This is a genomic window from Pseudoalteromonas sp. MMG013 (assembly GCF_018100885.1).
In the GTDB taxonomy this organism is placed as follows: Bacteria; Pseudomonadota; Gammaproteobacteria; order Enterobacterales; family Alteromonadaceae; genus Pseudoalteromonas; species Pseudoalteromonas aurantia.
The window spans coordinates 62,110-79,741 of sequence record NZ_JAGJEE010000007.1 but is presented as its reverse complement, the minus strand read 5'-3'; the positions used below and the strand labels follow the sequence as shown (position 1 = coordinate 79,741).

The window sequence follows — 17,632 nt, the reverse complement described above, 5'->3', positions numbered from 1 at the left end:
TGTACTACAAAATATAAGTGTTTCTAACTACTCTTTGGGTGCTTGGTGGGCTTGTTTCTCGTCCGCTAAGTCTTCTTTTAGCTTCCTGATCTTTAAGCCTAACTCTTGTCCTCTATGCCTTGCATAATATGTGCAGCCAACAAACATTGCGGTTGCCAGTAATAGCTCAAGTAATGCAATAATTCGTTGTTCTGGTGCAATCCATATCATCGTCAAACTATGCATAAAGTAGATCATAACAATAAAATTTGCCCAAGCATATGTGTAAGGCTTATCTTGAATTATACCTTTTAAAGGCAGTAATAGTGGGAGTATATAGATGGTAAAAATAAATCCTGTACTGTAATTCTCTTTAGGTACAAGTACAAACATCCAAATAGGCATTAATAAAAGTAAGCCGATATACCCAGTTAAGGCTAAGCGTTGATAATTGAGGGTTACTTGGTTTTTTGCAATTTTCTTCATTTAAGTTTACTTGCTATAGTAAATAATCGTTTGCCGACTGATTGGCATATTTTAATTTCCGTATTTGATAACTTTGTTGTGTTATCTGCCCCAGCAACATGTGTTGCACCATATGGCGTGCCTCCTGTTGTGGTATCAATGAGTTCAGGGACGTCATAGGGTACGCCTAATAACATCATCCCATGATGAAGCAAAGGTAATGATAAGTTCAAAAGCGTAGCTTCATTGCCACCATGCATGCTACTTGATGATGAGAATACACAGGCCGGTTTATCTATCAGTTGCCCCTTTAACCAAATGTCACTGGTGGTTTCCCAAAAGAGTTTCGCTTGAGCGGCCATCATCCCAAACCGGGTGGGTGTACCAAAGGCGAGCGCATCACACTCTATAAGGTCTTGTTTCGTTACGACAGTATCGTGTGATAACTTCTTCTCAAAAGTCCTCAGTTTCACAGATGCGCCTAAATATTCAAGCGTGTCACTAATTTCATGGGCCATGTTTGCAACTGACCCGTGACTTGAATGATACAAGACAACAATATTTACCATTTATAGTATTGCCAATACAGACTCAGGAGGTCTACCAATTGCGGCTTGATTATTACTTACAACGATAGGGCGCTCTATCAGCTTTGGGTTGTCAATCATCGCATTTTTAAGTGTACTTTCAGGCGTTTCAGGCGTTAATGCAAGTTCTTTGTAAAGCGCTTCTTTGTTACGCACAAGCTGGTGTGCAGAACGATAACTGAGTTGTGTAAGTAGCGTCTCTAATTGTTCTAAGTTGATTGGTGTTTTTAAATATTCGACAATTGTAGGTGTTACGCCTTGCGTTTCTAAAAGGGCCAATGTCTCACGAGACTTTGAACAACGAGGGTTATGGTAGATGGTGACAGACATAATAGCTCCGAATAAGTTTTGTATATTTTACTGTATCTATATGGATTCTTAAAGCTTTGCTAGCTCTTTTTGCATTTGCCTATATTGACTTAAAAGAGCTTTGAGGCGACTTGCTTTGACTGTTTCTTGCTTTTTAACATTGTTCAATGCACGTTGTATTTCATCGGCTGCTTGAATATACGCGCCGTACTGGGCCAGCAAACTTGCTTTAGTTTCGTGATATGCTGATTTATTGTCTTGCTCTTTGTAAACTTTACTTAATAAGTCGATTGCCAGAGAATGTTCCGGCTTATCTAATAGGAATATCTTTAACAATTGAGCCGCTTTGTTGTATTGTTTTGCCTCAATAGCGGCATTCGCGAAGTTAAGCGTTATCACTTGGTTATTTGGTCTGAACTCATGTTTTTCTTGGAGTAATTTGACGGCTTCAGCTGCTTTTTCTTGCCCTATTAATATATCTGTATAAGCATCTAAGTAGAACAAGTTATCAGGTTCATTACTGAGTAGCTTTAAGATAATATTTTCGGCTAAAAGATACTTGTCCTGATCGAGTAGTGATAGTGCTAGCCCATACTGGAGTGCTCGGTTATCCAGCTTTGAGGAGAGCTTGAGTTCACGTTCAAAAAAGGCTTGGGCGTCCTCGCTTTTATACTGATTTCTGGCAAGTACACGGCTTTTTGCTAACTGAAACTTAGTGCTTTCCATAAGCCTAACTGGACTGTATTGCTGTGCTCTTAGCCTGACATCGGATATACGTGAATCTGGTAGTGGGTGGGTTAACAAAAACACTGGAGGCTTGTTTTTAAAACGAGTTTGCGCGGCAAGTTTACTTAAAAACTCAGCCGATTGAGTTGCATCAAAGCCAGCCGCATGAAGAGTTTGCATACCAAATCTATCTGCTTCTTGCTCGGCTTTTCGGCTATGCGTCAGTTGACTAAGTGCTGCTTGAGTCGAGTTTGCCGCGATAATAGCCATACCTGCATCGGGCGCAACGACAGTGGCTAAAACTCCCGCAATCATACCTGCAATTGTTAAAGCGCTATTGTCCTGTGCTTTTTGTATTCTTCGTGCAAGATGGCGTTGTGTTACATGGGCAATTTCATGGCCTAAAACGGATGCAAATTGGCTTTCATTGTCTGATTGCGCAATCAGACCAGAATGAACACCGACGTGCCCCCCGTAAAATGCAAAGGCGTTAATTGCTGGGTTATTGATCCAGAAGAAAGTAAAAGGGAATCGTACGTCATTGGCATTCGCAACTAAACGATTTCCAAGCGATGTTAAGTATTCGTCTAGAACAGGGTCTTGCAATAATGGAGAACCTGAACGAATTTGCATCATCATTACATTACCAAGCGCTTGTTCTTTTTCGATAGGCAACGCTTGCAATGCTGAAGTGCCTAAATCAGGCAGCTTAAATGGGCTTTGTGCAGCTGCTTGGCAACTCGATATCAACAACCCAGCGCCTATTATATACCTTAGAAGCGTGTTAAATGTCATACTAGTCCTTCTTTATATCGTCACCAAGCATCAGTTTTGCCAGATCGATTTCATCACTACATGCTCGGCTGTCTTTTTCGCAAAGCTGGTAAAAATCTTTTATTGAGACACCGTCAACAGATTTGACGTTCAATTCTTTTTTTAAAAAAGTAATTATCTTATGTACTACTTTATGAGCGTGTAGAATCATCGCTTTATCTGCAATATCACCCCGTTCAAAGTAAAACCCGATAAACTTATGAAGCTGATTTATGCGAATGAGGTTTTTCATTGTATGAGGATCCCAAACTTGAAACTCCATAAATCGATTGTCTTTAATGTAATTATCGACTTTCATATCTTTCGCATAAGGGTATGCCCAGAGTTCAAACCCTCTGTCAGTAAACGCTTGGTGTAATGCGATCCGAGGCTTTTCATGAGTATGAATCATCCCATTATCATCTTCATAGCCATCTAATAGTGTGAGGTTCCAATTGCGTTTGTTTAACAATCGCTTTACAGCATTATCAAAGCCATGCTGTAGGATACCTTCGCTCTCGCTAACTGATGATGCAACAAGATGGTAAAATGGGGGAAGTTCGCCCCAATTAATTTGTTTTTTATACCAATTAATTTCTTTTAACGTTGGGTTATCGGGTAGTTGGGCTTTACCGCTGGGTTTAGGCATAAAAAAACCTTACAAATTCTACTTATATCTATAAGGATAAACCATTGCGGTGTGCCAAGCTATAGAACTAACCTTTTTAGTTTGTACATCACAGTGTTACACTAACTTGTCTGTTATTTGATACAGGCTTCATAGAAAATTGCTGAGAGTCCACGTATATGTTAGACATTGACCTATCAGAGTTTAAGTGTCCACAGTTTTTTGTGCAATTTAAATGGCACTTGTTACAGGCTGACAAAGCTGAGAGTACAATCCGGTTTCATCATTTAGGCGAACAAGATATTAGTGATATTGTGCGATATTTAACACAACATAACTATCATTATTATAGTCAGGTTACCTCCCAACCTTTCATTGAGGTGAGTATTAAACATGTTTGAAATAGTAAAACAGTGGTATCAAAACAAATTTTCAGATCCACATTCAGTAACACTGTTACTGATGCTTATTACATTAGCAATGCTACTTTACTTCTTTGGTCCGTTTGTTGTACCTGTACTCGTAGCCTTAGTGATCGCGTATTTGCTAGATTGGCCGACTGCGCATGTTCAAACGGTAGTTCATAATAGGGTACTGGCGACAACTTTAATCATGTTATTGTTCGTTGGAGTGGTACTTGCCTTGTTGCTGGGTATTGTTCCTGTGCTGTGGCAGCAACTGAGCAATTTATTACAAGAAAGCCCGCACATGATTGAAAAGGGCAAGTATTTTTTACTTCATTTGCCAGATGATTACCCCAACTTGATAACAACTCAACAAGTGCAGTCGTTTGTAACGACATTTGAGTCTAAAGTGATTGAACTAGGGCAAGTCGTTGTCTCTGCATCATTGACATCTCTAAAGGACGTCGTAGCCTGGCTAATTTATTTAGTTCTTGTGCCATTATTAGTATTTTTCATGCTAAAGGATAAAGTTACGTTAACAGACGGTATTGCTCGCTTGGTCCCGAAAGATAGACGTTTGATCATTCAGGTCTGGCATGAAATGGATCACCAAATCATGAACTATATCCGTGGGAAAGTATTCGAGATCATCATTATTGGTAGTACTACATTTATTGCTTTTTATATTCTAGAGTTACGTTATGCAGCATTGCTTGGTGCGCTTGTTGGTTTATCTGTATTAATTCCATTTATTGGTGCGGCACTTGTCACAATTCCAGTTGCTGCGGTTGCTTTATTTCAATTTGGCGTTGATACACAGTTTTGGACTGTGCTCATTGTCTATGGGGTAATTCAAGCGTTAGACGGCAATGTATTAGTACCACTTTTGTTTTCAGAAGCGGTTGACCTCAACCCAGTATACATTATTGTTGCTGTGCTATTTTTTGGTGGAATATGGGGTTTTTGGGGGGTGTTTTTTGCAATTCCTCTCGCTTCTTTAGTTAAAGCACTGTTCAATGCTTGGTCAACTCAATGGCAAGAACCGGAAAAGCCTTTACTGAAAGAAAGCTAATATAAGTTATTTTTTTGTGAGTATCATAGCAAAAATTAGCTATTATGCGCTTTTACCCCAATGCTTTGATGAATAACAAGTACTGGGATGGAAGCCGCTCTGATATTCCTATTTAGCTTCTTAAACTGACGTGTTTTTGTGAAAAGTAATTAATAAAGGCAGCTAATATAAGTTGCCTTATTAGTAAGCATTGTAGCAAAAGTTAACTATTATCTGCTGCGGCACCAGTACTTTGACGAATAACAAGTGATGGTGTAAAAGTCGTTATGATATCTCTATCTTGTGACCTTGAACCTCGTGTCTTTGTGAAAAGTAACCTTGCTGCATGCTCTGAAATAACATTATTAGCTTGATGTGCAGTGGTTAATTTAGGCCATGTTTGGCGAGAGAAGGGAGAATCTTCGAACCCTGTGATCGAAAGTTGAGCAGGTATGTCTATATTCATTAATCGAGCGGCAAACAATGCACCTGCAGCAACCTCGTCATTCCCACCAAGAATCGCCGTAATATTATTTTGGTTGTTATCTTTGAGTAAACTTTGTGCGCCAAGTACACCCGATTCGAACGAGTAACTTCCTTCATAAATTAGTTGCTCATTATACGCAACATTGTGATCTTGTAGTGCTTGACGATAACCAGCCAAGCGCTCTGAGGTTGATTTATGTTCTTTGTCTCCTAATACAAAGCCTATTTTTTTATGACCTAATGAAATAAGGTGCTCTGTTATTTCATGAGATGCGGCGAAATCATCCACAAAAATACAATTGCTACTATTCTCAGTTTCTTGTGCTCGACCTGATAAAAGCCGGACATATTGAATACCAATTTCGTCTAACATATCAATGATCGCTTGTTGCTCAGAGAGTGGTGGTGTGAGTACTAAACCAGCTAATCGTGAACGTTTAATCATGGTCACGAATTCTTCTTGCATATTATCGTCAGAGTAGCTGCAAGGATGAATAACCAGTTCATATCCCTCTTCTTTACAGCGTGACAAAACCCCATTTTGCATATCAATTACATAGTAAGCATTGGGGTTGTCATAAACTAAACCAACCGCAAATGATGAAGTACCTGCAAGGTTTCTAGCTGCAATATTGGGCTGATAGTTCAACTCTTTAACCGCATTCATTACAATATCATACGTTTTCTTTCGAACTGACGGTTCTTTATTGATCACACGAGAGACGGTTTTCATTGAAACACCGGCTAACTTAGCGACATCATTTATGGTGACTTTCATTTTGTTGTTCTTTTATTTGAGAGAGCGCAACGAGCTCAAAATTCATTAAATGATAATATTTGTAGCTTAGTCTATCTAATCCAAACATAAAATAGCAGCATAAAGATCATAAATAAATTAATGATACCGGTGTCAAAACATCAAAATTGAGTTATTATCTCCGTAGTAAAATCAAAAAGTAGATGATTGACAGCGTTGTCATTTTAACTTAAGGTTAACTGAACAAGTGTTATTTTACTCGTTGAAATATTGTATTACTTCATTTTTCAATAAGTTATTCGTGTTTAGGGGAATAGTATGAGTTGCCGAAGCAACCTTAGTAGTTGGCAAGCGCTAGAGCAGTCTGCAGCAAATTTAAAACAACAAAAACTAAAAAGCCTGTTTGCTCAGGACGATCAGCGGTTTAATAAATTTTCGTGCCAAATCCCTGGTTTACTTTTTGACTACTCCAAGCAACTGATAGATGAAGAAACTTTTTCTCATTTAATTTCTTTAGTTGAAGAAGTAAATCTAGATGCTTGGCGTAAAAAAATGTTCTGTGGTGAGAAAATAAACTTTACTGAAGGTAGAGCGGTTCTTCACACGGCATTGCGTAATCGTTCTGGTTCAGCGGTCATGGTTGACGGTGAAGATGTTATGCCTGCGGTTCAAACAGAATTGGATAAAATTAAGCATTTTACTGAGAAAGTGCGCTCGGGTGAGTGGACTGGATATACCAGTAAAGCAGTAAAAGACATTATCGCTATTGGTGTGGGAGGTTCTAACCTAGGTCCGCAAATGGCAACTGAGGCGCTTAAAGCGCATACAGACGATAAGCTAAATGTGCACTATGTTTCGAATGTAGATGGTGTACAGTTAGCGGATGTACTAAATAAAGTTGACCCAGAAACAAGCTTGTTTGTGATTTCTTCAAAAACGTTCACAACATCAGAAACAATGACTAATGCAAATTCTGCGGTTAAATGGTTTTTAAATAGCGCAAAAAGCGAAGCTGCAATTGAAAAGCACTTTGTTGCTGTCAGTACGAACTTACAAAAAACCCGTGCATTCGGTATTGCTGATGAGAATGTATTTACTATGTGGGACTGGGTCGGAGGTCGGTTTTCTCTGTGGAGTGCCATTGGCTTACCGATATCGTTATATCTCGGTTTTGAGGTGTTTTCTGATATATTAGCTGGTGCCTATGAGATAGACGAGCATTTTAAAAATGCACCGACATCACAAAATATACCCATAATCATGGCACTTTTGAGTGTTTGGAATACCAGCTTTTTGGGGTATAAGGCACAAGCAATATTACCTTATGATCAGGCACTTCATATGTTACCGGCTTATTTACAACAGGGTGAGATGGAGAGCAATGGTAAGTCAGTTGCATTTGATGGACGAACGGTTGAATATACAACAGTACCATTAATTTGGGGAATGACAGGGATCAATGGCCAACACGCATTTTATCAATATCTGCACCAAGGCAATAATATTGTACCGGCAGATTTTATCGCTTCAGTAAAACCACAAAAAATGGTTGATCAGCATCATGATATTTTGTTATCAAACTTTTTTGCCCAAACTGAAGCAATGATGGCAGGTGTAGATGAGCAACAAGTTCGCAAAGATTTGGCTGAGAAGGGCATCGCTCAAGAAAAAGTAGAGCAACTAGTCGCGCATAAAATTCATCAAGGAAATAGGCCGACAACCTCTATGATACTTGATACGGTTGATGCAAAGGCGGTTGGGCGATTGATTGCGTTATATGAACATAAAATATTCTGCCAAGGTATCCTGTTAGAAATTTGTTCATTTGATCAATGGGGTGTCGAGCTAGGAAAAGGGTTAGCGTCAGCCATTGAAGCTGAATTGACCCAAGATAATGTGCATCATGAACACGATAGCTCAACAAATGGTCTTATTGCTTACTATAAGCAACGTCGCTAACTATTGTAACAAATTGGTCTCACTATATGAGACAACTGAATCACGCAATGTGAAAAGATTACCTTTGAACGGGTAGCGCTGGAGTTCTTAGGGCCTGTATTTTTGTGAGAGGAATTACAGGGCCCCTAAGACTCATTTATCGCAAAATATCCACCTCCAGCTTATTCCTGTTAGAGTACTTTGCAATCGAATTCAATGCTGTATAAAACGGCGGTTTTGGTAGACTGGGCGGTAGCTTAACTGTCAAATATTATAATGAAATATTGCGCGCCTTTTAACATGGTTTGTTTCGACGCGCCTAACCTGTAGAGAGTAAATTATGCTTAATCCTTTTGATATCGTAATTTTTGGTGGTGGGGGTGATTTAGCCTTACGTAAATTATTACCAGCGATGTATCGTGCATATCAAGAAGGGAACCTGCCCGAAGGCTCTCGTATTCTGCCGACTGTTCGAGAAGAAAGTAAACAACAAGAATACATCGAAACGGCACATCAAGCACTTCAATCGTTTTTGGGGGCTGATGAATTTAATGAGAACGATTGGCTCGCGTTCTCTGAATTTTTAGTACCCGTTGTGGTTAATGTTACTGACATTGATGACTACTGGGATAAGCTAAAAACTATTTTAGATCAAGATGCAGCTGATAAATCTCGCGTTTTTTACTTATCGTTACCACCCGCTGTTTATGGTAAATGCTGTGAGATCTTATCACTGAAGTCTCTTATAACTGAAACGTCTCGCGTTGTTGTTGAAAAACCAATTGGTTACTGTGGCAAGTCTGCGGAAGAGATCAATGGTAAAATTGCGGAGTTTTTTACGGAAGAACAAATTTTCCGTATTGACCATTATCTTGGAAAAGAGACGGTACAGAACTTAATGGCGTTGCGCTTTTCAAATGCACTATTTGAAAACCTCTGGGATGCGAAGTCTATAGATAATATTCAAATTAGTATTTCTGAAACCGTTGGGTTAGAAGCTCGAGCTGGGTTTTATGATAAAGCCGGCGCTTTACGAGATATGGTGCAAAATCATCTTTTGCAGTTGTTGTGCCTTGTTGCGATGGAGTCGCCGCATAAGTTAAATGCAAATAGTATTCGTACCGAAAAGCTTAAGGTATTAGAAGCGTTGCGTCCTCTTGTTGGCACAGACGTTGATGATAACATCATCCGTGGCCAATATGTCCCTGGTGATTTACAAGGGAAGTTAGTTCCTGGGTATTTAGAGGAACTCGGTGAAGGGTCTAGTATTACCGAAACCTTTGTCGCTATTCGTGCTCATATTGATAACTGGCGTTGGTCAGGTGTGCCGTTTTATTTAAGAACGGGTAAGCGAATGCATAAACGTTGTGCGGAAATTGTTGTTGAATATAAGCCCGTTTCCCACAATGTGTACGATGACTCTGTCGGTCCGATTCAACCAAACCGCCTTGTGATCCGCCTGCAACCCGAAGAAAGCATTCAACTGACTCTGATGTCTAAGCGGTTAGATAATTTGGATATGCAATTAGAGCCAGTTACATTAAACATTGAGCTGAGCGAACAATACAAAAATGGCTTCCACTCAGATGCATATAAACGTCTAATGTTGGATGCGGCAGCAAATAACCCTGCTTTATTTATTCATCGTCATGAAGTAAGGCAAGCGTGGCAATGGATTGACCCAATTGTAGCTCGTTGGCAAGAAAAAGGTGCCCCGGCACTTTATCGCGCAGGTTCATGGGGCCCTGAAGGTGCTGATGAGTTATTACAGGAGAATGGTCATGTGTGGTTTAACGCTGGAGAGAAAATATAATGGCAATAATTAACGAACGTTTATTTGACTCTAAGGCACAAATGACAGAAGCATTAGCCGCTTTGCTAGAACATGGTATTGATGGTGGTATTCAACGTGATGGCAATGCGTTGGTTATGGTTTCAGGAGGGTCTTCCCCAGCACCCGCTTATAAGCATTTATCTAACTTATCATTAGAGTGGCAAAAAATCTCAATTGCAATGGTAGACGAGCGTTGGGTTGATGCCAATCATGACAAGTCAAATGAAGCCTTCATTCATGAGACTTTACTACAAAATAAAGCTTCAGGCGCGGCGTTTATTACTATGAAAAACTCTGCTCAGTCTGCGAGTATCGGGCAAGTAGAGTGCGAGCAAGCTTATCAGGCATTAAAGGTTCCAGATGTTACTATTTTAGGTATGGGCCCAGATGGTCACACGGCATCACTGTTCCCGAATTCACAAGGTTTGCCGCATGCTCTGCAAACGACAGAGATTGTTTGTGCAATCGACGCGATTGAAAGTGAGGTGACAGGCAGTATTACCGAGCGGATGAGTTTGACCTTATTCGGTATTGCGCGATCGCGAGAGGTTGTACTGTTAATTAGCGGTGACGAAAAGCGAGCGATGTATGAACAGGCAAAAGTGCAGGGTTCCGAACTTGAGATCCCTTTGCGCGCGGTATTAAATCATCCTGATATAAACCTTAGTGTTTTTTGGTGTCCGTAGTAACGATTTTATGTGAGTACACACGTTGTGTGCTCACATTTCGTTTGTTATGTACTTAGCGACAACTTAAACCCTGTAAAGACTAGAAGCGATACAATCTCACATAGTTGTACTTACATACCTTTAATCATTAAATCAACACCTTACTTTTCGTTTGGTCTCCCGTTAATCCAAAAAAGCAAATTATCCGAATATTACTTATAGTTGCCTTGTTAGCGAAGATATCATTATGGTTGTTACTTTGAATCGTCTATTATTATATTTTTGACGCTATTGATGAATGAACACTGAATATGAATTGGCTGGTATGCACCGTAATTAAAGGAGATAGGCTGAAAAAGTTATGAGTATTTTACAGTAAAGGACTAGACAGAAAGAGTATGAGAATCTATAATGACAGCGTTGTCATTGAGAATGGTTATCACCCTTGAACACTTCTGCCAAAGTATTCTCATCTCATTTGACAGTAAAAATCACAATAAACGAACTCCTTTATATAACCCTTAGTTATAAAGGTCCCCAATTTGAGTAATTTATTACTGCATATTGGTTTTTTATGCTATATTCCCATCGATATTTTGTAACAAAAAATCATACGAAAATTACAGTTTCCATAAGAATCAAAGGCTTATCGCTATTTGTGACTGTTTTTTGTCTAATATGACAAAAAAGATGTAGCGAATTTGTAATTTACGGTGTATGTTTGTTATTAGATGACAGCGTTGTCATCATCACTGGGCAGAAGTGATTTAAAAAACCAACAATATGATTCAAGGGGAATCCTGTGTTAGCTAATAATTTTAAAAAAAGCTTACTAGCAGTTAATGTCGGTCTTGTACTTAGTGCAGGCGTATCAGGCATAGCTTATGCTGCTGATGAAAATAAAGTTCAAGAAGACGTTGAAGTAATTGAAGTTCGTGGTATTCGACGTTCTTTAAAAGAGTCTGTTAATACTAAACGTTTTGCGAACGGTGTCGTTGACGCTGTATCTGCTGAAGATATCGGTAAGTTCCCTGACAGTGATGTTGGCGAAGCGCTAGGGCGCATCCCAGGTGTGGCAGTAAACCGACAGTTTGGTCAAGGCCAACAAGTGTCTATTCGTGGTGCTTCGAACCAGTTAACATTAACAACTTTGAATGGCCAAGCAGTTGCATCAACGGGTTGGTACGATCAGCAAGCGATTGACAGAAGTTTTAACTACTCTCTTTTACCACCTCAAATGATTTCAGGTATCGAAGTATACAAATCTTCACAAGCAGACATTGTTGAAGGCGGTGTGGGTGGTACGGTCAATGTAGAGACTCGTAAACCGTTAGATTTAGACTCAGGCACTGCATTTTTATCAGTAGAAGCTGAGTACTCATCGGAGTCAGACGAAACAGATCCTGGTGTGTCAGGGCTTTATAGCTGGAAAAATGCGGACGAGAATTTTGGTATTTTAGCCGCTGTTGCATTTGAAGATACAACTTATGCACGTCGCGGTAATGAAGCGTCATACGGTTGGTCAGGTGCTGAGTCTGTAAACTACTTCGAACAAGCACGCGAAAGAACGGCTGTTGATTTGACTGCACAATATGCAATTGATGACACATCTGAGCTTGTATTACATTATATGACATTAGAGCTCGATGCGAACAACCACAATAACAGCTTGTTCTTATTCTCTGATACTGAAAACTGTCAACAAACACTAGCAAGTGGTGTATGTACAGTTCGTTCAAATACACGTGATGACTCTGCAGGTAGAACATTCCTTCAAACGTTTGCTCGTTTCGCTTCAATGGAATCAGAAGTTATTGATTTAGCATACAACTTTGAAGGCGATGGCTTTAAAGTAGAAACTCGCATTGGTAATACAACAGCTGAAGGTGGCACAGACCTTACTATTAACCATGCAACTTTTATTGGTACTGGTGCTGATGTTAATGGGTTAGTGTTAGATAACTCGGGCAAAGCTTCAACGGTTAACCTACCAAAAGGTGGTTGGAATATTTCTGAGTATGCAGATGACTGGGATGGTCGAGGCTTACAGTCTTGGGCATCACAACGTGCTCCTAACAAAGATGAAGAAACCTATTTCCAAGTTGATGCTACGTTTGAGTTAGATCATGAATATGTATCAAGTGTGAAAGCAGGTATTCGCTGGACTGACCACTCAGTAGAGAAAAAATCTTACCGTCCAACACATAAAGATCACAACATTATAGACCCAACTCAATATTGGACAGGGTCAGATTCTGCAGGTACGCAAGATATTGGCATTCCTACGCCAGATATCAATGCGATGCGTCAAAATGCAACTGCGTCATTTGACCAGTGGTATGAAGACCGCTCAGGTTTCTCGACAGTCGATGAAGAAAACTTAGCGATTTATGTAATGGCAAACTACAGTGGTGAAAACTACCGTGGTAACTTTGGCGTACGTTATGTTTCTACCGATGCATCTTCAAGCTATTATGCACCAACCCCAGGCAGTGAAGATCCAAACGGAATTGCTCAGAATAATGGTCTTGGCACCAACATCATTAAAGACGAAGGTGATTACAGCGAGTTTTTACCAAGCTTCAACTTAGCTTACGACGTGAATGAAGATACGATTGCACGTTTCTCAATTGCACAAGTAATTTCTCGTCCAAACTATGATGATATGTTTGCGGCTACTGCTATCTCTGGTTACGGTGATACGCAACGTGGTAATGAAGAGTTAACTAAGGGTAACCCTAACCTTAAGCCATATAAAGCGACACAGTCTGATTTAGGTATTGAATATTATTACGGTGATGCAGACATGATTGCCGTGACTTTATTCTATAAAGACGTTAGTAACTTCACCACAACTGATACATTATTGAATCAAAATGTGGGTATTGTTGACCCTGTAACAGGTGAAGACAACTGGCAGGTTAATACGCGTGTTGATGGTACTGGTGGCGATATCTTTGGTGTTGAATTCCAATCACAACATGAGTTAGGTGGTGGGTTTGGTACTATGTTTAACCTGACATATGCTGATGGCTCTGTAGAAGAATCAAACTTTGTTGATGCGATTGGTGAGTTTTCAGATAGCTCTAAGACGACGATCAACGCTGTTGGTTATTATGAAAATGATGACGTATCACTTCGTCTAGCTTATAACTGGCGTTCAGAGTACATGATCCGTGAAACAGGCTTCTACGGAAACCGTCGTCATGATGACTATGGTTCACTTGACCTGACAGCGAGTTATACTGTATCAGAAATGATCACTGTTCGCTTTGCTGGTACAAACTTAACGGGTGAAGATAGCGTACAGTTTGGCGATGCACAATCTCCAGCTGGTTCAAAAGCATCTTTACGTGATGGCTATGCAGCATGGTCATACTCTGCAGATACCCGTTACTCTGTAGCTGTTGACTTCCGTTTCTAGGTCGTAACTTAATAATAAAAACCCTGATCTTTGGTCAGGGTTTTTTTATAGCTGATGAAAAATAATGGTATTTTCTTTCAGTATCAGGGATTGATTTTAATATGATATGGTGAGTTCTTGGTCAGGGTTACTTGATGCAGCTAGCGTATTAGAGCGCCAATATTGTAAACGGTAGTGTATTATTTGAAGTAGGTAGTGATAACGATGACAGATAAACAAAACATTAAGCGCATTGTAATTGTTGGGGGCGGGACGGCCGGTTGGTTAGCGGCTTGTCACTTAGCAAAAAAGTTAGAGCCTTTTAAAGACAGTACAATTTCAATTACCCTGGTAGACTCGCCAGATATACCGACCATTGGTGTAGGTGAAGGCACAGTGCCAGTAATGAAAGATACACTGCGCTATTTTGGAATTAGTGAAACAGAGTTTGTGCAAAAATGCGATGTTTCTTTTAAGCAAAGTATTAAGTTTGTTGATTGGGAGGTTGCGCCTAATAAAGGTCAGTCATCATTTTATCATCATATTTTTGACTTTCCTAAGCTTACACCTGTTGATGTTACACCTTATTGGTTGTTAGATAAGACATTGGGCCAAACGCATTTTGCAGATCTTGTATCGGTGCAGTCTCATGCATGTGCGCTTGGAGTTGGTCCTAAGAGATATAATGATAAAGAGTACACAGGGATTTTTAATTATGCCTACCATTTAGACGCGGGAAAGTTCACACAACTGTTGTCACAGCATGCGATAGAAAATCTGGGAGTGAAGAATGTTAAAGCAAATGTGGTGGATGTTCACACAAATAAGCAGAACTTTATTTCTCATCTCACTACGGATCTTCCTTCAACATTGACTGCTGATATATTTGTTGATTGTACCGGGTTTAAGGCGTTATTGATTGAACAGGCATTGGGAGGTGAGTTTTTAAGTAAAAAAGAGGTTTTATTGACAGACACCGCCTTTGCGATTCAAGTACCTTATGATCACCCAGAACAAACAATTCCTCCGTTTACAATATCTACAGCACAAGAAAATGGCTGGATCTGGGATATTGGTTTACAAAGCCGCAGAGGGGTAGGGTATGTTTTTTCAAGTAAGCACCAATCTGATGATGATGCATTACAGACGTTGTCAGATTATTTAAAGCGGCCGCTGACGTATTCTGATGTACGTAAAATAAAGATGAAAGTTGGCTATCAAAAGCGTGCATGGATCAATAATTGTGTCGCGATGGGGTTGTCTCAAGGGTTTGTCGAGCCATTAGAAGCCACCGGGTTACTGATGTTTGATGTGACTGCAAGGGTGTTCGCGAATATGTTACCAGTTCATACTGAGAGTATGGCACTGAGTGCAAAGCGATTCAATCGAGACATTTGCCAAATGTGGGAATCAACCTGTGACTTTATTAAATTGCATTATTACCTATCGAAGCGAGACGACTCAGAGTTTTGGAAAGATAATAGAAATAGTGCGTCATTATCAGATGAATTAAAAGAAAAGCTAGAGGTGTGGAAGTATAAAATACCATCACAATTCGACTTCAGATATACAATTGATTCATTTAGGTTAGACAACTTTTTATATGTACTTTATGGAATGAACTTTCCAACGAACTTATCACATGAAGCAAGTAAATATGCGGATGTAGATAAGCTAAACAAATTAAAATATGAAATAGATCAGGGCGTATTGTTTTGCAAAAAGCATTTGCAGCCACACCGCACTTTATTAGAGCATATTTGTCGCCATGGTATGGCGAAGGGTTAGATATCTTCTCCTAAGGTGGCAAATGTTGTAATGGTTAATCGCCCAGAGCGTAAATCGTTCGCTTTAGGAAGCTGCTGTGGGATACATGCAGAATGGAGTAAGTTACCAGGGTAAGCAACTATCTTTCCAAATTGTGCCGCTTCATAATGCTCGCGCACGAATAAAGGATGAGTGTGTGTGATATATTGTGGGGATTGTGCAGTGTGCGGGTCTATTTCTTTTTTAATGGAGTGAATATAGTCATCATGATTGTGTCTTGAGACTCTATTGATCCCCGTTGATTTATGACTATAAAACCCTGTACCACCAAATTGTGCGTCACACAGATAATGAACGAGTGCGATTTGATTATCCTTTGGTAAATCGAAATGTGGAATTGTTTGAAATGGTTGTAAACTACTCGGCTCTTGTGTAACCAATGCATAATTGCAACTGACGCGTTTTACATTATTTGCTGAATAGTTAAACGGTGTTGAAAACGCTTCAATAACGTTTTTGATAAAGGCGAAATAGTCATTGTGCACTTTAGCCCATAACCCTGGGTAACTGTTGGTTGGTAACACCCAATCTGGGCGATAATTTGAGGCTGTTTTTAACCACTTTTTGCTGTCAGTTGAGGCATCTATTGTTTTGACCAAAGCATGATTCGTTGAGTTGTTTTGATATTGCAAAATATGCTCCTTTTAATCGTTCGGTTTATTAGCAGGTTGGTATCGTTCAAGTTTGTATAAATACCATGCAAAACAACTCTGTTATCACTTTAAATAAGCGGAATGAATGGTTGAATTTATGCCGCCCAGTATACGATATTTTTTCGAGTGGAGCAGTAAGAAACTTATAACTAAATTGCTTTAAGTGAAACCTAGTTTTATGTTTTTAATCGGGTTTGTAACGAGTATAGAAAGGTAAGTTGATTCATGCTCTTTTCGTTGTTATCGCTAATAATAAATAATTAACGATATTCCCTAAGTTAGGGCTTTCCTTTTCTTTTTAAAACCTTTAGCCTTATGCCAACAAAAAGTAATAAATATGAAAATTGAATGGAGTAATATTATGGCAGAGCAACAAGTGCAGCCTTTACACAACGAAAAACATGCCAACACGAAAGTACAAAATGGCATCAATGTTGATTTCTTAAAATCTCAGCACTTAATGCCAGTTGTTGCGCATGAGTTTGCGCGTGTAGCCACTGAATTTCCAATGGCCTTTGTAAAAAATACAGAATCAGGTCAATTTCAGCCAGTGGCTATGTTTGGCTTGGAGCCGGGCGAAAATTTGTTTGTTGAAAATGGCAAGTGGACATCTGGTTTCGCTCCGTTAGCTGCAACTCGTTACCCATTTGGGCTTGTTAAGCACCCAGAAGAAGATCAATACGGTATTGTGATTGATGAAGCGAGTTCACTGGTTGGTGAAGAGCAAGGTAACGCGTTGTTTAAAGACGGCGAGGAAACGGATTATTTAAAAGCACGTAAAGAAGCATTGGTTAACTTCATTGAGTTTTCACGTGTTACAGAAGCGTTTACACAGTACCTTGCTGATAAAGAGCTTCTTGTACAGCAAACGCTGACAGTAGACATTAAAGGTGAGAAGAAAGATATTAATGGTATCTATTTAGTTGATGAGCGTAAGCTTAATGAACTAAGTGATGAAGAGCACCTAGAGCTACGCAAGCGTGGTTATTTAGCCCCAATTTTCGCTTTTTTAACGTCAACACACCAGGTTGCACGTTTAGCGCGTTTAAAAGCACAGCAACAAGCTGATTAAAAATTCGATTGAATTTAAAAAGCACCGTAAGG

General features: G+C 39.6%; 14 protein-coding genes. 7 read left to right on the top strand and 7 right to left on the bottom strand.

From position 1 onward, the window contains the following. Positions 1 to 27: 27 nt before the first annotated feature. Genes J8L98_RS09335 through J8L98_RS09315 form a run of 5 tightly spaced genes read right to left on the bottom strand, consistent with a single transcriptional unit; the run spans position 28 to position 3,528 of the window. On the bottom strand, positions 28 to 465 hold the full coding sequence (locus tag J8L98_RS09335) for a DUF2069 domain-containing protein (RefSeq protein WP_192506911.1): 438 nt from the start codon (positions 463 to 465) through the stop codon (positions 28 to 30). Then, the gene (gene wrbA, locus J8L98_RS09330) at positions 462 to 1,013 is read right to left on the bottom strand and encodes an NAD(P)H:quinone oxidoreductase (RefSeq protein WP_192506912.1); all 552 of its coding nucleotides are present in this window, start codon (positions 1,011 to 1,013) and stop codon (positions 462 to 464) included. The genes J8L98_RS09335 and wrbA overlap by 4 nt, the downstream gene beginning before the upstream one ends. Then, entirely contained in the window at positions 1,014 to 1,361 is a 348-nt protein-coding gene (gene arsC / locus J8L98_RS09325) for an arsenate reductase (glutaredoxin) (protein WP_192506913.1), read from the bottom strand. A gap of 48 nt (positions 1,362 to 1,409) precedes the next feature. Then, positions 1,410 to 2,861 (bottom strand): M48 family metalloprotease, encoded by a 1,452-nt coding sequence (locus J8L98_RS09320; RefSeq protein ID WP_210996193.1) that lies wholly within the window; start codon positions 2,859 to 2,861, stop codon positions 1,410 to 1,412. A 1-nt stretch (position 2,862) separates the two neighbouring features. After that, a complete protein-coding gene (locus J8L98_RS09315) occupies positions 2,863 to 3,528 on the bottom strand; it encodes a hypothetical protein (protein ID WP_192506915.1) in 666 nt (221 codons plus the stop codon). A 372-nt stretch (positions 3,529 to 3,900) separates the two neighbouring features. Here J8L98_RS09315 and J8L98_RS09310 point away from each other — a divergent pair, with 372 nt between their 5' ends. Beyond that, positions 3,901 to 4,983, top strand: a complete 1,083-nt coding sequence (locus J8L98_RS09310) for an AI-2E family transporter (protein WP_210996192.1) — start codon at positions 3,901 to 3,903, stop codon at positions 4,981 to 4,983. Positions 4,984 to 5,185: 202 nt separating this feature from the next. Here the strand turns inward: J8L98_RS09310 and J8L98_RS09305 are convergent, their stop codons facing one another. Next, on the bottom strand, positions 5,186 to 6,226 hold the full coding sequence (locus J8L98_RS09305; protein ID WP_192506918.1) for a LacI family DNA-binding transcriptional regulator: 1,041 nt from the start codon (positions 6,224 to 6,226) through the stop codon (positions 5,186 to 5,188). Positions 6,227 to 6,523: 297 nt separating this feature from the next. On the opposite strand from J8L98_RS09305, the gene pgi reads away from it, so the two are divergent. From pgi to J8L98_RS09280, 5 genes are all read left to right on the top strand, one after another. Next, positions 6,524 to 8,164 (top strand): glucose-6-phosphate isomerase, encoded by a 1,641-nt coding sequence (gene pgi / locus J8L98_RS09300; protein WP_210996191.1) that lies wholly within the window; start codon positions 6,524 to 6,526, stop codon positions 8,162 to 8,164. Positions 8,165 to 8,483: 319 nt separating this feature from the next. Continuing rightward, positions 8,484 to 9,956 carry a glucose-6-phosphate dehydrogenase gene (gene zwf, locus J8L98_RS09295; RefSeq protein WP_210996190.1) on the top strand — a complete coding sequence of 491 codons (1,473 nt, stop codon included), beginning with the start codon at positions 8,484 to 8,486 and terminating at the stop codon, positions 9,954 to 9,956. Continuing rightward, entirely contained in the window at positions 9,956 to 10,663 is a 708-nt protein-coding gene (gene pgl, locus J8L98_RS09290; RefSeq protein WP_210996189.1) for a 6-phosphogluconolactonase, read from the top strand. Before zwf ends, pgl begins: the two co-directional genes overlap by 1 nt. 784 nt (positions 10,664 to 11,447) lie before the next feature. Then, positions 11,448 to 14,069 carry a TonB-dependent receptor gene (locus J8L98_RS09285; protein ID WP_192506922.1) on the top strand — a complete coding sequence of 874 codons (2,622 nt, stop codon included), beginning with the start codon at positions 11,448 to 11,450 and terminating at the stop codon, positions 14,067 to 14,069. Positions 14,070 to 14,273: 204 nt separating this feature from the next. Further along, positions 14,274 to 15,836 carry a tryptophan halogenase family protein gene (locus tag J8L98_RS09280; protein ID WP_210996188.1) on the top strand — a complete coding sequence of 521 codons (1,563 nt, stop codon included), beginning with the start codon at positions 14,274 to 14,276 and terminating at the stop codon, positions 15,834 to 15,836. On the opposite strand, the gene J8L98_RS09275 is transcribed toward J8L98_RS09280, so the two are convergent. Then, positions 15,833 to 16,507, bottom strand: a complete 675-nt coding sequence (locus J8L98_RS09275) for a DUF6445 family protein (RefSeq protein ID WP_210996187.1) — start codon at positions 16,505 to 16,507, stop codon at positions 15,833 to 15,835. The genes J8L98_RS09280 and J8L98_RS09275 overlap by 4 nt on opposite strands. A gap of 382 nt (positions 16,508 to 16,889) precedes the next feature. On the opposite strand from J8L98_RS09275, the gene J8L98_RS09270 reads away from it, so the two are divergent. Next, on the top strand, positions 16,890 to 17,600 hold the full coding sequence (locus tag J8L98_RS09270) for a SapC family protein (RefSeq protein WP_192508512.1): 711 nt from the start codon (positions 16,890 to 16,892) through the stop codon (positions 17,598 to 17,600). Positions 17,601 to 17,632 lie beyond the last annotated feature (32 nt).